16 protein-coding genes and 2 pseudogenes are annotated in these 14,121 nt (G+C 54.3%); 7 read left to right on the top strand and 11 right to left on the bottom strand.

Annotated elements, in window-relative coordinates; translation table 11 throughout:
• The first annotated feature begins 78 nt into the window (after window positions 1–78).
• From SJY13_RS06865 to SJY13_RS06855, 3 genes are read left to right on the top strand one after another with little or no spacing between them, the layout of a single operon-like run.
• Window positions 79–354 carry a hypothetical protein gene (locus SJY13_RS06865; protein WP_377189328.1) on the top strand — a complete coding sequence of 92 codons (276 nt, stop codon included), beginning with the start codon at window positions 79–81 and terminating at the stop codon, window positions 352–354.
• Window positions 266–1,369, top strand: a complete 1,104-nt coding sequence (locus tag SJY13_RS06860) for a TRAP transporter large permease (RefSeq protein WP_377189325.1) — start codon at window positions 266–268, stop codon at window positions 1,367–1,369. The genes SJY13_RS06865 and SJY13_RS06860 overlap by 89 nt, the downstream gene beginning before the upstream one ends.
• A gap of 15 nt (window positions 1,370–1,384) precedes the next feature.
• Window positions 1,385–1,948, top strand: a complete 564-nt coding sequence (locus tag SJY13_RS06855; protein WP_377189322.1) for a TRAP transporter small permease — start codon at window positions 1,385–1,387, stop codon at window positions 1,946–1,948.
• A gap of 181 nt (window positions 1,949–2,129) precedes the next feature.
• On the opposite strand, the gene SJY13_RS06850 is transcribed toward SJY13_RS06855, so the two are convergent.
• Window positions 2,130–2,423, bottom strand: coding sequence for an EthD domain-containing protein (locus SJY13_RS06850; protein WP_377189319.1), 294 nt, complete (start codon window positions 2,421–2,423; stop codon window positions 2,130–2,132).
• 442 nt (window positions 2,424–2,865) lie between these two features.
• On the opposite strand from SJY13_RS06850, the gene SJY13_RS06845 reads away from it, so the two are divergent.
• Window positions 2,866–3,132 (top strand): WGR domain-containing protein, encoded by a 267-nt coding sequence (locus SJY13_RS06845; RefSeq protein WP_377189316.1) that lies wholly within the window; start codon window positions 2,866–2,868, stop codon window positions 3,130–3,132.
• 393 nt (window positions 3,133–3,525) lie between these two features.
• On the opposite strand, the gene SJY13_RS06840 is transcribed toward SJY13_RS06845, so the two are convergent.
• Complete coding sequence (locus SJY13_RS06840; protein ID WP_377189313.1) at window positions 3,526–4,299, bottom strand: hypothetical protein; 774 nt, start codon at window positions 4,297–4,299, stop codon at window positions 3,526–3,528.
• A 66-nt stretch (window positions 4,300–4,365) separates the two neighbouring features.
• Here SJY13_RS06840 and SJY13_RS06835 point away from each other — a divergent pair.
• Window positions 4,366–5,078, top strand: a pseudogene (locus SJY13_RS06835) (IS6 family transposase).
• Window positions 5,079–5,095: 17 nt separating this feature from the next.
• Here SJY13_RS06835 and SJY13_RS06830 read toward each other — a convergent pair.
• The 8 genes from SJY13_RS06830 to SJY13_RS06795 form a co-directional block, all read right to left on the bottom strand.
• Window positions 5,096–5,515, bottom strand: a complete 420-nt coding sequence (locus SJY13_RS06830; RefSeq protein WP_377189310.1) for an RraA family protein — start codon at window positions 5,513–5,515, stop codon at window positions 5,096–5,098.
• A 16-nt stretch (window positions 5,516–5,531) separates the two neighbouring features.
• Window positions 5,532–6,455 carry a sugar kinase gene (locus SJY13_RS06825; protein WP_377189307.1) on the bottom strand — a complete coding sequence of 308 codons (924 nt, stop codon included), beginning with the start codon at window positions 6,453–6,455 and terminating at the stop codon, window positions 5,532–5,534.
• A gap of 71 nt (window positions 6,456–6,526) precedes the next feature.
• Window positions 6,527–7,270, bottom strand: coding sequence for an SDR family NAD(P)-dependent oxidoreductase (locus tag SJY13_RS06820; protein WP_377189304.1), 744 nt, complete (start codon window positions 7,268–7,270; stop codon window positions 6,527–6,529).
• A 66-nt stretch (window positions 7,271–7,336) separates the two neighbouring features.
• Complete coding sequence (locus SJY13_RS06815; RefSeq protein WP_377189301.1) at window positions 7,337–8,209, bottom strand: NAD(P)-dependent oxidoreductase; 873 nt, start codon at window positions 8,207–8,209, stop codon at window positions 7,337–7,339.
• Between the two features lie 25 nt (window positions 8,210–8,234).
• Window positions 8,235–8,654, bottom strand: a complete 420-nt coding sequence (locus tag SJY13_RS06810; protein WP_377189298.1) for a GlcG/HbpS family heme-binding protein — start codon at window positions 8,652–8,654, stop codon at window positions 8,235–8,237.
• A gap of 19 nt (window positions 8,655–8,673) precedes the next feature.
• Complete coding sequence (locus SJY13_RS06805; protein ID WP_377189295.1) at window positions 8,674–9,960, bottom strand: TRAP transporter large permease; 1,287 nt, start codon at window positions 9,958–9,960, stop codon at window positions 8,674–8,676.
• A 2-nt stretch (window positions 9,961–9,962) separates the two neighbouring features.
• Window positions 9,963–10,496 (bottom strand): TRAP transporter small permease, encoded by a 534-nt coding sequence (locus tag SJY13_RS06800; protein WP_377189292.1) that lies wholly within the window; start codon window positions 10,494–10,496, stop codon window positions 9,963–9,965.
• Between the two features lie 76 nt (window positions 10,497–10,572).
• Window positions 10,573–11,547, bottom strand: a complete 975-nt coding sequence (locus SJY13_RS06795; RefSeq protein WP_377189289.1) for a TRAP transporter substrate-binding protein — start codon at window positions 11,545–11,547, stop codon at window positions 10,573–10,575.
• Between the two features lie 322 nt (window positions 11,548–11,869).
• Here SJY13_RS06795 and SJY13_RS06790 point away from each other — a divergent pair, with 322 nt between their 5' ends.
• A complete protein-coding gene (locus tag SJY13_RS06790) occupies window positions 11,870–12,538 on the top strand; it encodes a GntR family transcriptional regulator (RefSeq protein WP_377189286.1) in 669 nt (222 codons plus the stop codon).
• A 24-nt stretch (window positions 12,539–12,562) separates the two neighbouring features.
• Here the strand turns inward: SJY13_RS06790 and SJY13_RS06785 are convergent, their stop codons facing one another.
• Complete coding sequence (locus SJY13_RS06785; RefSeq protein WP_377189283.1) at window positions 12,563–13,081, bottom strand: redoxin domain-containing protein; 519 nt, start codon at window positions 13,079–13,081, stop codon at window positions 12,563–12,565.
• Between the two features lie 819 nt (window positions 13,082–13,900).
• On the opposite strand from SJY13_RS06785, the pseudogene SJY13_RS06780 reads away from it, so the two are divergent.
• Window positions 13,901–14,035 (top strand): annotated as a pseudogene (locus SJY13_RS06780) (competence protein CoiA family protein); the annotation flags it as partial.
• Between the last annotated feature and the right edge of the window lie 86 nt (window positions 14,036–14,121).

The following is a 14,121-nucleotide window of genomic DNA, read 5'->3' as shown; positions in this document are numbered from 1 at the left end:
ACCACGATCGAGACTGGCAAGGGCGCGGGATCGGGTTCCGCGCCCTTCAATAACAACAGCTGAAGCGAGATAGATTGAATGGAAAGCGTCGCACTTCTGACCATCCTGGTCGTGATGATCATGCTGGGCGCACCCGTTGGCTTCGTGATGATCCTAATCCCGGTGGCCTATATCCTGATCACCGACGCTGCCCCGATGATCCTGATCCCCAGCCAGATGTTTCAGGCGATCGAACTCGGTGCCGCTGACGGCCATTCCTTTCTTCATGCTGACCGGCGAGCTTATGACTTCGGCCACGATAACCGATCGTCTTGTGGATTTGAGCCAGCGGATCATCGGGCGGATGCGCGGTAGCATGGCGCAGGCCAACGTGTTGGTTTCCATGTTCTTTGCCGGAATGAACGGCTCGGTCGTGGCAGACACAGCGACGGTGGGGTCACTCCTGGTACCGGGAATGAAAAAGGCGGGCTACCCGCCCGAATTCGCCGCGGCAATCACCGCAGTCAGTTCCACAATTGGCGGGATCATCCCGCCGTCGATCATGATGATCGTTCTGGCGAATGCGGGTGGCATCTCTGTTGGCGCATTGTTTGCAGGCGGGATCATACCGGGCCTGATGATTGGCGGGCTTCTGATGACAATCAACTACGTCATTGCGCGGCAGAAGAACTTCGAGCGCAGCGAGGAGCCCTTCAGTCTCAAAGGCATCGCCATTGCCGGGTACAAGTCATCCTTTGCTCTTCTGATCCCGGTGGTTCTGGTCGGATCGGTCGTTTTTGGCATTGCCGGTGTGGTGGAGGCGGGTGCGTTGACAGCGACCATCGCGCTGTTCGTGGGTCTGTTTATCTACCGCACCATCACCTGGACCAATTGCAAGAGCGCGTTCGTGCGCGCTTTCCGCAATTCCGCGATGGTCTTCATCATTATCGCGGCTTCTGGCCCGTTCAGCTGGCTTCTTACCTCGCTGGGTGCGATCAGCCAGCTTGAACTATGGTTGCTAAGCTACACCTACAACGCGCTGATTTTTGCGCTGGTTCTGGTTCTGTTCATCTGTCTTCTGGGCATGGTGATGGACTCGGCAGCCAACATTATCGTTGCAGGCCCGGTCCTGGTGGACGTGATGGTCAAGGCGGGCTACCCGGATGTGCAGGCAGCATTGGTGGTCGTGGTGGGTTTCCTGATCGGTTCGGTCACACCGCCCGTTGGCGTTGCCTTCTTCACTGCGGGCGCCATCGCCGAAGTGCGGCTAGAGAAGGTCGCCCTCGCCATGCTGCCCTTCCTGGTTGCGCTTTTCGTGCTGCTTTTCGTGCTGATCGTCGTGCCGGACATTACTATGTATCTTCCGCGCGCTCTGGGCTTCGCAAGTTGAGAAAAGGAGCTTTGGATGATTGCCGCCATAAAGTTCATCGACAATGCCGTCAAGAAGACGCTGACCGCCTTTTGTGCGGTGCTGCTTCTGGCGATGGTGGCCTTCACGGTCTACTCGGTCGTGATGCGCTATGTCTTCAAGGATCCACCAATCTGGGGCGATCTTCTGACAGTGCTAAGCAACATCTGGCTGGTCTTCTTCGCGCTCGCCCTCACGGTGCGGGACAAGGACCACATCGCGCTTGACCTGATTTACAACTGGCTTCCACGAAAGGCTGCCTTCTTCATCCAACAGTTCTGGACTGCCGTGATTTTCTGCCTGGGCATCGTGATGATCGTTTGGGGGATCGAGGCGGTGCTGACCATGGGCGGCAAATACTGGGAGATGTGGTATTTCACCTGGGAGGACGGCGGTATCGTTTTCAAACCAAACTACATGCCCAAGAAATTCGCCATCGCGATCGTGCCTATTTCGGGCTTTCTCGTCTGCGTTGCTGCTATTGCTTCGATAGTCGAGGACAGCTTGCGTTTGAAGGCAGGCACATATCGACAAGCAGGTGATCTAGATGCCTTCGAATGATGTCCAACCACGGCGGAGAACGCGTAGCTGCGGTGACTGTTGAAGGGATACATGCTCCAGAAAACGCGAGCGCTAATAATTTCGCATTTGCAGCGAAAGGCGGTAATGTGGGCTGCGACCGCAGCATCCTAAAGACAGGGCCAACGGCAGGAATGGGCCGGAGTTTATTTACTCGGCTGGCCTAGAATTCTCGCTCTCGAACAATGAATGCGCATGACCTTGTGTGATCGACAAAATTAGCTTCGTCTTGCAGCAGCTCAACACTTAGCTCTTGCATTTCAGAGGAGCCCATCGCTTCCATCAGATCTTCTTCAGAAGTGAACCAGACTTCAGCCACACCGTCGAATTCCGGCAGCATGTTCCTGGAGTTTTTCATCGCGGCATTCAGTGGGCTGTCAATTGTATGGCTTTGAACATACCGCTTCGAACGCGTTACAGCCGCGTTCTTCTGAAAAAATGGCTCATGCTTGTTCAACCAATAATCCTAGAACTCTTCGCGGCTTATGTCCGAACGTCGGTGCAAACACATGATCAGTTTTATTATCGGGAATATCTCGTTTTGGAATTCAGTTGCTGTAAGTTTTAACGGAAATGCCGAAGGGACCAAAGGCTGGCAAATTCCACCCAAATAGATGGCAAGTAAGTAAACTGCTGCGCTGTGCTAAGTAAACTGTTGCGCAGTGCACTAATGGCCGATTTGGGATGGCAGCCTCGATCACTCAATGCGGACGATCGCATCAGCGGACAGAGGGAGATGCTTGACTGACGAACCCGAGGTATGCATCCGTTTTTACTCCTCAAAAGGGCCAAGGCTGATTGAGCAACAGTTGGTAAAGTTGACGCCAAATTCCACTAAGGATCAGAATTCTCGCCAGTGAGCATATCATGCAATGTCATTGGACAGCTGGGCTTCAGCAATGGATACTCAAGCCATGGAGCCGACAGACACCACACCTGTCCACCTGATCCATGTGGACCCGGACGTCAACATGGCGCGGTTCTATGGAATTGAATTGCAGCCGACATTGTTTGGGGAAATTTCCGTTTTTCGTACCTGGGGACGTATTGGCACAAACGGGCAAGCTATGATGGTGACGTACGATGATGAAGCTGAGGCTGCCGACGCGCTCCAGAAACTCGACAGGCAGAAACGCCGTCGAGGCTATGTGCCTATAGCTGAGTAATCAGGGCAGCTATTCCAGTGCCGTACTCGACTTTTGAGTTAACGTCTGACCCCGGCGGTTTCTTTGCACGGATCTCAGCAACTTCGGGCCGGATACCTTCTCCTTAGCAAATACCGAACCTGTCGGCTCGTGACCGGGCTCTCGGTTCCAGCCGGCGAACCGGCTTCCACCCAGAACAGCCCAGCATGATCTCCCTGACGCAATAGCCATTGATCCGTCTCTTGCGAGCCGTAGCAGGGGCTTTGGGCCATGGTCGTTCCATACCGTGATGATCTGCCCTTTCGGGTGACGATCCCTTTTGCGCTCCCACAGGATCGGAGATCCTTTGGCTTCTTTCATTGGGTCAGGCGGGATTTGGGCAAGCCAAACGCCGCCCGACGTCAGGGGGAATGCTCACTGCTCGGTAGTGATTGCTGACACATCCACCAGATACATCTGCCGCGCCCCTTCATGCACTGAGTCAATGCAGACCGTGTTGTTGCCATGGCTCCAGCGCGGGTGAAGGTCGCAGCGGTTGTGCTTGCCCAGATCCGGCGGCGTGTAGAACGACCCAAGGTCATGCCGTGCTCCGGTCTTCGTATCGAACAAAAACAGGACGCGCTCGTTCGTGTCGGCATCGGGATAGGTGTTGGACAGGATCCAGCGCCCGTCGCTGGAATAGGTCATTTGCCCGTTTTCAATCAGGATGCCCGGCCCAATGACATCCACCTTGCCGGTCGTGTCATCGTATAGATGATAATGGATTGCCACGTCATGTGGCCCCCATACGATCACCTCATTGTCCGATTTCCACATCGGGTGTGAGATTTGGTATTCCGACTTTTCATAATCGAATGTCCCTACCGCATTCGGGTCAAAATCGTCGGCGAGTTGCGGCAACGGGTGGTCCGAGCATTCAAGCATGTGCAAATCCGTCCCGTCGCCGTTCACGGTATAGAGGCGGTGCAGGAAGCATGTCTCGTCCTCGACCCGTTCAGTCCAGCGGTGGATAAATAGGAAGCGTGAGCCGGATGGGTTGGCCTCAAGATGAGTGATCCAATGGATGGCCTTGTCCATCGACGGTGTCGGCTGATGGGCTTTGATCTGCGCAAAGCTGAGGATCAGACGGTAATCACCAGACGCGACGTCCATTCGGTAGATGCCATCATCGGCAGGGGCCAAGTCCATATCCGGCACGGTCTTGTCAGAAGAACTTTGCTTGAGCAGGGCAGGGCGGTTGCATAGATTTTGCCCATGACCAGACCTGCCTCCTTCAAGTACTTCAAAACCAGTCCCGAGATCATCCGCCTGGCGGTGATGGCGTACATCAGATTTTCGCTTTCCTTGCGGAATGTCGAGGACCTGCTGCATGAGCGGGGCATCGATGTCAGCCATGAAACCGTCCGCTACTGGTGGAACAGGTTTGGTCCGGTGTTTGCTTCTGAGATACGAAGAAAGCGCGTTCAGAAACTTCGAGCCTTTTCAAGATGGAAGTGGCACGTGGACGAGGTTTTCGTGAAGGTGAATGGAAAACGTCACTACCTCTGGCGTGCCGTCGATCACGAAGGTGAGGTGCTGGAAGCAGTCGCCACGAAGCGCAGAAACAAAGCCGCAGCATTGAAATTCCTCAGAAAACTGATGAAATGAAGCGGCACGGTTGCGCCGACGAGACCGTAACAGATCGCTTCGCATCCTATAAGGCGACGCTGAGAGATTTGGGTGCGCTCGAAAAACAAAGTACGGGTAGGTGGCTCAACAATCGCGTAGAGAACTCGCACCTGCCGTTCCGACGACGAGAACGCGCAATGCAGCGTTTCAGGCGGATGCGAAGTTTGCAGAAATTCGCCGCCGTTCACTCCTCCATCTCCAACCACTTCAACCAGGAAAGATCTCTCACCAGCCGAGACACCTTCAAGCTGACACGCAGCGCCGCTCTTGCCGAGTGGCGCGAACTTGGCTTGGAATAAAGGACAGCGTCACAAGCCTAACAGAGACTGGTTCGAATTCGTCTGACAGCACCCGTAACAACGCCCGCTGCTCCGCGCATTTCCAGTCGCGTCAAAAGGATCGAACCTGCCGAGGTCGCCGTGGCGTCCTGCCGACAATCCATGACCAATACCGCGCGTTCAGGACATGTTTCCACGGCCACGCGCTGCGGGTGATCTGGCTCACGAAACGCCTCGATTGGGTCGGTGTCAGGCCGTGCAGGAATGTAGCGCAGCGTAAAAGCCGGGCCCACGAGGGAGGGCTTGCCCGTGCCCAATGGGGCAACGCCTTGAACATAGGCGTTTTGATAACCGCGTTTGTAAAGCAGCGTGGCCACTGTTGCCGTGCTGACCTTTGACAAGCGATCAAGCGTATCCGGATGCAATTTGATCGTTTCCGCGGGCTGAGGGTTCGGCATGGGCTGGATCCTTCTGCTAAGGCTGGGGGCAACTGTCGAGCAGGCTTTGGTTGATGGGAACAAGTGCACCTTTGCCTTGCACGACATGCCCTGCCAGTTTGCAGGCCAGCGCTATGCTGTCAGGGAAGGGTTTATCTGTTGCCAGCCCCGCCAGAATGCCAGCGTTGAAACTGTCGCCGGCAGCAGTCGTATCCACAACCGAAGCCAGAGGCGGAACATGGACAGAGCCGTCTGCGCCGCGGGTGCGATAAAGGACCGTTTCTGCGCCATTCTTGACAACGATCGTTTCCGCACCCGCCCTTGCATAGCGCTGCAAAGTGGCCGCGGGGTTCATGTCGCTGAACCAACGTGCCTCGTCCTCGAACGATGGCAAGGCGATATTGCTAACGGCGGCCGCTTGCATGATGTTCTCGGTCATCTCAGACGGACTGTCCCAAAGATGCGGGCGCAGATTGGGGTCGAAGGCAATCCGTTTTCCAGCGTGCCGCGCTGACCGAGCTACGTCGAGCAAGGCGGCGCGCCCTTCTGGGTTCAAGATTGCCAGAGTTATGCCGGAGAAATAGATTAGATCTGATTGCTTCATGGCGTGGGCAAGTGCTTGCTTGTCTTGGGCCAACAGGCGTGCGGCCGACTGGCCGCGCCAATAGGTAAAACTACGTTCCCCGTTGTCCAACGTGATAAGATACAACCCCACTGAACGGTTTGGCACGATCCTCACCTGCTGGGTGTTGACCCCACTTTCGCGCATGACACTCAGCATCCGAGAAGAAATGGCGTCATCTCCGACGGCTGTAAAATAGGACAAGGGCGTTTCGGGTGCGAGTTGGGCCAGATACCAAGCTGTATTGAACGTGTCTCCGGCGAACCCCATTTGATACGTGCTTGGCGCGTCAGTTGGGGCCATTTCGGCCATGCATTCACCTATCGCGAGAATACGCATATTCCGGTTTCCAGTACTTCGAATTTGACAAACGGTAGTGTTGGACAATTACGTGACCTGTTCTGCCGTGGTCACGAGAACAGCATCCCACCATTGATATCGACATTGGTTCCGGTCAGATAAGCCGCGTCCTTGCTTGCTAGAAACGCCACTAGGTTCGCAACATCCTGAGACCGGCCTTGCCGCTTGAGCGGCGCAGCTGCTTCTAACCCGCGACGGCCTGCGTCGGGAGTGTGGATGTTATGGAAATCCGTGTCGATCATACCTGGGCAGATTGCATTGACACGAATGTCAGGGCCCAGTTCTTTTGCAAGACTGCGGGTAAATGTCATCACAGCACCTTTTGATGTTGCGTAAGCCGACGCACCCGGGCCGCCGCCGTCGCGACCCGCCTGACTAGCGATGTTTACAATCGCCCCGGATTTCATATGCAGCAGCGCCGCTTTGACCATAAGAAACGTGCTGGTCAGGTTGAGATCCATGACAGCCTGCCAATGCTCAAGCGACATTTCCGCGATTTTCTTGCGCGCAATTAGACCCCCGGCATTGTTTACCAGAATGTCCAGACTGCCATAAGTTTCGACCGTTTGGGCAACAAGCGCGTCGACGTCTTCGGGCTTGTTCAAGTCGCCCTGAACTGCAAATGCCTTGCCGCAGTTCGCTACGATCTCAGCTACAGTTTCCTCCGCCCCTGCACCGCTGGCGAAGTAATTTACGGCCACAGATGCGCCTTCGGAGGCGAGCTTGACAGCACAAGCGCGCCCGATATCGCGGCCGCCACCAGTGACAATTGCGGATTTTCCCTGAAGTTTCATGATCGTTCTTTCCCGTCCAAATAGTGCTTCGTAATTTTCTGCCTTGGGTTGATGCTGTTCCCAGCGTTAGAGCCTGACAAAATAGTCGAAGATTTCCGGCACGTTGCCATCCCCAATGCCTGCGTCGACCGCGGCCTGTAAGTTGTGCGCAGTGCCTTCGGCAATCTCGGCCCGCGTGCCCATGTCAGCGGCCATCTTCAGAAAATACCCAAGATCCTTGTTGGCATTGTTGATTGAGAACCCAAGATCACTGACGCCATCCACCGCGTAATTCTTGCAAAAGCCCATGAATGGCGAATTGGACGGACCAGCTGACATGATGTCGAATAGTTGTTGCTTGTTGATCCCCGCGCGATCAGCCACGGCAAACGCCTGGCTCATTGTGCAAGCAGTGGTCATACCCATGAAATTGTTGATGAGCTTGGTCACGTGGCCAGCACCCAGCTCGCCGAGGTGAAACACATTTTCCCCCAGTACATCCAGGACAGGTTTCACTTTCTCAAAGGTGCCGATATCCCCCGCCGCCATGATGTTCAGTAAACCGTCCTTGGCGTGCGCGGGCGTGCGTCCTAGCGGAGCGTCAACCATACCGGCACCTTTGGCGGCTAAATCAGCGCCAATTTTGCGTGTGGACGCCGGGATGGAAGTACCAAAGTCAATGACCACAGCACCTTCTTTGATGCCTGCTAGGATGCCATCATCGCCATAGATTAGGCTTTCGACCACTTCCGATGTCGTTACACAAAGCATCACGATATCGCTTTTCGCAGCAAGCTCTCGTGGCGTCTTAACCTCTACACCGCCGCGGTTGACTGTGGCGGCCACTGCTTCCTTGTTGCGACCCATGACAACCAGATCGAAACCGTTGTTTTGCAGGCATTCTGCCATGTTGCCGCCCATGAGACCGAGGCCGATGAAACCGATGACGGGTTTTGTCATATCTGACTCCTTAAACTCTTTCTTTTTAGACTTCGCAGAGCGCCGTGACCGCTGCCTGCGCGACTTCGAGGTCCTGGGCTGGTGAACCTGAGCTCACTCCGATCCCGCCAACAACCTGTCCGTCAACCGTCACAGGGAGGCCACCTGCAACGGTCACCATGCGCCCCCCCAACGATGAGGATATTCCATGTGCGGCCATACCCGGCTGATTAGCTTCACCAAGAGCGTCCGTGCCTTTTTGGATGCCGGTTGCGGTGAAGCTCTTGTCGATGGCTAGGTTGATGCTGGTGATCTTGCCGCCGTCCATCCGCTCAAACGCGATGAGGTTGCCGCTTTCGTCTGTGACGGCAATACACATCGGCACGCCGATTTCCTGCGCTTTGCCTCGCGCTCCCGCGATCAACTTGCCCGCGTCATCGATGTCCAGGCGTCTTATTGTCAGCATCGCCAAATTCTCCTTTGATTTACGGGCCAATGATCAGGTTCGGCAGCGTCAGTGAAATTGCCGGCACGAAGGTGATCAGCATGAGCGCTGCAAAAATGGCGAGGTAGAATGGCCAAATCGTTTTGACCGCCTTCTCCATCGGTAGTTTTCCAACCGCACATCCCACAAAGAGACAGGTCCCGACAGGTGGCGTGCAAAGACCAAGGCCGAGGTTCACCAAAAGGATCATACCGAACTGCAGCGGGTCGATACCCAGCATGTTCATCACCGGCAAAAAGATCGGCGTGCAGATAAGGATGAGCGCGGCCATGTCCATGATCATCCCCAAAAGCAACAGGACAGCATTGATCATTAACAAGATCAGGATAGGGTTTTCTGTGATACCCAATAGGAATTCGACCGTTTTCGTCGGCACCCGGTTGAACGTCAGCATATAGGCAAAAGCACCGGCACAGGCGATCAGGATCATCACCATAGAAGTTGTGCGCACCGAAGAGATAACGGCGGTTTTAAAGTTTTCCCAAGACAGGCTGCGATAGACAACAAGCGTCACGACAAAGGCATACATTGCCCCGAACGCGCCGGATTCAGTCACCGTAAAGACGCCTGACAAGACCCCTCCGACAATGATCACGGCCGTCAATAAACCCGGAATCGAACCCACAAAAGCAATGGCAAGTGCGATCCAACCTGGAAACTGCTCGGCCTGATAGCCGCGCTTGACCGCTACAACGTACGCCGCAATTGCAAGGCAGCAACACATAAGGACGCCGGGCACAACGCCAGCCAGAAACAGTTTTGAGATTGAAACAGCACCGCCTGTTGCAAGAGCAAAGATGATCATGTTGTGGCTAGGCGGAATGATGATTCCGGCAATTGATGACGTCACCGTGACGTTCACCGCATAGTCGGCATCATAACCTTTGTCTTTCATCACCGGGATCAGGATCGACCCAAGCGCCGAGATATCGGCAATTGCCGATCCGGAAATGCCACCAAACAACATGGACGAGAAGACATTGACGATACCAAGCCCACCGCGCACAGCGCCTACGGCGGCCTGCGCAAACCGAACCAACCGGATTGCGATACCGCCGTGAAACATCAACTCGCCCGCAAAGATGAAGAACGGGATCGCCATTAGGGAAAAGACGTTGATCCCCGACACGATACGCTGGAATCCAACAAACAGCGGCAATCCTTCAAACCAAAAGGAAGCCAATGCAGCGATACCAAGGGCGTATGCCACTGGCGCACCGATTATGACACAAAGGGCAAAAACCCCCAACAGAATCATGAGTCCCATGACTATCCCTGATCTATGTTGTCTTGGCGTTCGTCTCGGCCCAGAAACAGGCGGATCAGATGGCCAGTGGAAAAAAGGAACACCAACGCGCCGCTGACTGTCAGTGGCAAGGAGCGCAAGCCCTCTGACCATTGGATGAGCGGGATCAGGGTGTTCCATTTGAATTTGGTCAACTCAATTCCGTACCAAAACATCATGCCACCGAAACCTGCCATCAGGACATCAGAGACCACGACGAAAACCGTTCGCACAGAGGCCGGAACTATATTGCGGAACACGACAACAGAGAGGTGCGTGTGATTGTGCACACCCGCAGCCGCGCCAAGGAATGCGATGACCATGACCAACAGCAGTGAAACCTGCTCGACCCACGTGGGCGTGTTGTTCAGAACGTAGCGGCCGAATACTAGCCAGGCAAAGATCGCTGTCATGACAACAATGGCGACGCCAGACAGCAACATGCAGCCTCGTGCGAGCAGATCAAGAATCCTGTCCATGTTGCGCATGGCGGCAGGTGGGGTATCGGGCTCTTGCATTGGGTTTCCTCTGAGGCAAAACGCCCGGCATCCAATTGGTGGAGCCGGGCGCTCAAAGTTGGACTATTAAGACAACTTATTCAGTGGCTTGCGCCATTTCCACCAACGCCTTCATGTCAGGATTTGCAGCCAGGTAGTCTGCGTAAACCGAATCCATTGCGGATTGGAATGGGCCTTTGTCGGCGATTTCGTTGACCGTGATGCCAGCCGCTTCAACATCTTTACGCGCTTGCTCAGAGCCAACTGCCCAAAGCTCTCGCTGGACCAGTGCGGCTTCTTCTGCTGCCCCGCGCACAGCGGCCTGCAGCTCAGGAGACAGCGCATTGAATTTGGCCGTGTTCACGCAGATGCACTCGGGGATAATCAGGTGCTCGGACAAAGAATAATTTGTGGTCACTTCATAGTGACCGACATTTTTGAACGACGGGAAGTTGTTTTCCGCACCATCAACAACGCCGGTTTTCAACGCTTGCTGAACTTCGGAGAAAGCCATTGGAGACGGGTTCCCGCCCATCGCAGAAATCATCGATGTATAAAGATCGTTGTTCATCACTCGGATTTTCAGACCTTCGACATCTGCGGGCGTGTTGATCGGCTTTTGGCTGTAGAAAGAACGCGCACCGGCATCAAACCATGCCAGTGGCAGTACGCCTGCTTCACCCATCGCAGCTGAAACAACGTCACCGGCGTCGCCGTCCAGCACGCGGAACATGTGCGGAACATCTTTGAAGATGAAAGGAAGCGATACAAGGTTAGCTTCTTTCACCATTGGGCCAATGGGACCGAGGTTGAAGTTACCAACCTCGATTGCGCCGATACGTACTTGTTCAAGGGCATCCGGTTGGGAACCAAGAACACCACCATGGAATACATCGACGGTAACCTCGCCGTCTGTAGCTGAGTCAACCAGTTCGGCAAACTTGTCCATTGCAGCCGTGTTGGGATGGCCGTCGTTGTGGATGTTCCAGGCCCGCCAGTTTTCGGCTGAAGCTGACGTTGCAATGAATGCCACAGCGGTCGCAGTTGCAAAGAACGATTTCGTGAAAGTCATGGGTTCTCCTCCCCGATTAATTTTGGACAGGATTTGGCTTTCATGGAATTTCAGAGACCGTAAGCCACTTAGCTTTCGATTTCCCCCAAGAACCAGAATCGCTGCTGCTTCTAAAGGGACACTAGTATCCAAGTTATGTCAACTGTAGGCATCTAGTATGTCAGATTGCTTGACAGTCGAAAGCGCAAGGCATTTGATAGGTGAAACGAATACATTGGTTCACTCAGGCAGACGCCAGAAGAATATTAACTTGGTTTCAAGGTCTTAACAGTGAATCGGTAATTTGAAACGTGACCAAGATAGAGGGCGCAAGCAACATACCGTGGAAGATATTGTCAGACGAACCACAACCGATGCGGTCTATGAAGCGCTACACGACGAGATCGTTTCGCTTGAAATTCTTCCCGGTACGAAACTTTCCGAATTTGAGGTGGCGAGCCGATTCGGGGTATCACGCCAACCTGTTCGCAACGCATTCACAAGGCTCGGCAACGAAGATCTGCTCGTAATACGACCACAAAAGGCGACTGTAGTTCGGGGATTTTCGATGGAGCGAGTGGCTCTCGCTCGATTGGTTCGAATGGCGGTGGAACTGGAGATCATCCATCGAGCAATGGAAGTTTGGGATGCAACGCGAGAAGCAAAGCTGGCAGAAAATCTCGCCTTACAAGAGCAGGCGATCAGTGACGGTGATCTATCGGCGTTTCACGCGCTGGACTATGATTTTCACAAACTGATCTACGTGCTCAGCGGCAATCCGATGGCATTTGAAGTGATGCTAGAATCAAAGCAGAAGGTTGACCGACTATGTATGCTCAGTCTTGAAAAGGGCAGTGCCGCAGACGCCATCCTCGCCGATCACCGAGAGATTGCAGAGGCCATGGCAGCAGGCGATCATGACCAAGCGCAAGCCTCAGTCAGAAAGCATCTGTCCCGCCTCGACGAAACCATCGACTTCATTCACAAGACGCACCCCAGCTACTTCGAGTAACCAAGGCCAAGCGATCTGGTGGTCTCAGGCCGTTCCTCGTTCCGGACGGTCATTATCAATATTGAATTTCATTCCGTCCAAAAGCTCTTCCAAATCGGGACGTGCCGCAGGGCCGTTAGAGATATCGGCCAGCATCAGCGTCCCATTCGGACGGATACCAAACGCGCCAGGTTCGGCGAATAGACCCGTCGTTTCTGCATCAGATAGAGGTGATGACACATATAGACCAAGCGCGCGCATTTGCGCTTCGGTCATTCCATAACAAAGATCAAAATCCCAGCCGAATTCTGCTTTGTCTGCTGCAGCTTTTTCTTTGGTGTCGGCAGAGACGACAACAACGTCCATAACGTCAGCCCATGCCGGCAGCGCCGCATTCAACTTGTTCAAGAAGCGCTTGCAGCGTGGACAATGCTTACCCCGATAGACAAACAACATGGTCCAGCGGTCTTTTTGTTGACCGATCGTAACCTTGTCCTCAAACCCCAGCCTTAAAAAACTCATTTGCTCGATTTGCGCCCCGACATTTGGTTTGGCTGAGGTCATGAGTCGTTCCTTTGTTCTAAAAATTGTGGCTTTGCGCGGATACCGTTAGCTCATTTCATGTCACGTCAAGGGAACGATTGAAACCAAGATCGCGATATCATTGGGTGCTTGAAAGGCACGCTCGATCTAAGATTGCCGTTAGTTAACGAAGAACCACCGATACCTACCCGCCGTCACTCTACGGCCCTCATTGCAGCCGGACTTCTAATGCCGCTACAGGTTTGAGCGCAACCAGCGTACCTGTATCGAATTCATCGCGACCTGATCAACTGTGGCCCCCAAGAACTCTTCACAATCGAGACCAGAACGATCGAACGACCAGCCTGGTGAAATCCACCACGTCACCGATACCACTTAGCTGTAAGCGCGAAGAACTGCTGCGTGAGCATTACCTGCAACCGTAAAAGTCCGCCTAGTCCGCGTTTAGCTTGCCCGGCCGAGCTGCGGCGACAGTACGGTTTCGCTTCCGGCAAATCTCGCGTCCGCTAATGACCGGATTGGCGACTTGAGCTGCACCGCGACAACAAGGGTGCCGCGCCTGCGAGCCGGTGCTGCGTCAGCGAAGGCCAAAAATCGAATGACGGAAAAGTCCGCTCCCTGCCGTTTGAGAATGTTACATCCAACTACCGCTTTCTGCAGTACGCGTTACGCTGCATACGCGAACGCTGGAAGTGCCGCTATAGTCAGATCAGGGCTCACCTGACCGGTCTCGCAGGCGCGCCGTAGCATGACGATGGATGCTTCGATGTCCGCTCTGGGCCGTGAGCAAAGTGGTCTTTGAGCCTTTCATTGGCGTTAGCCAATTGCTATTTGCCTTATATGCGTTTCGCTTTACTTAATGATGCCATGGCTGAGGCGAGCCCCGGTGGGGCTGGAATTTGCCCCGGTTGTGGGTCTAGGTTGGTTGCCAAGTGTGGGCCAAAAAGGGTCTGGCACTGGGCACATAAAGGGAAACCCCATTGCGATCATTGGTGGGAACCCGAGACGCAGTGGCATCGGTCATGGAAAGATCGTTTTCCGATGAGTTGGCAAGAGTGCCC

Origin of the sequence: Ruegeria meonggei (assembly GCF_042768335.1) — a bacterium.
Lineage (GTDB): Bacteria > Pseudomonadota > Alphaproteobacteria > Rhodobacterales > Rhodobacteraceae > Ruegeria > Ruegeria meonggei.
The sequence above is the reverse complement of the archived record's forward strand: the minus strand, read 5'-3'. Positions and strand labels throughout refer to the sequence as shown.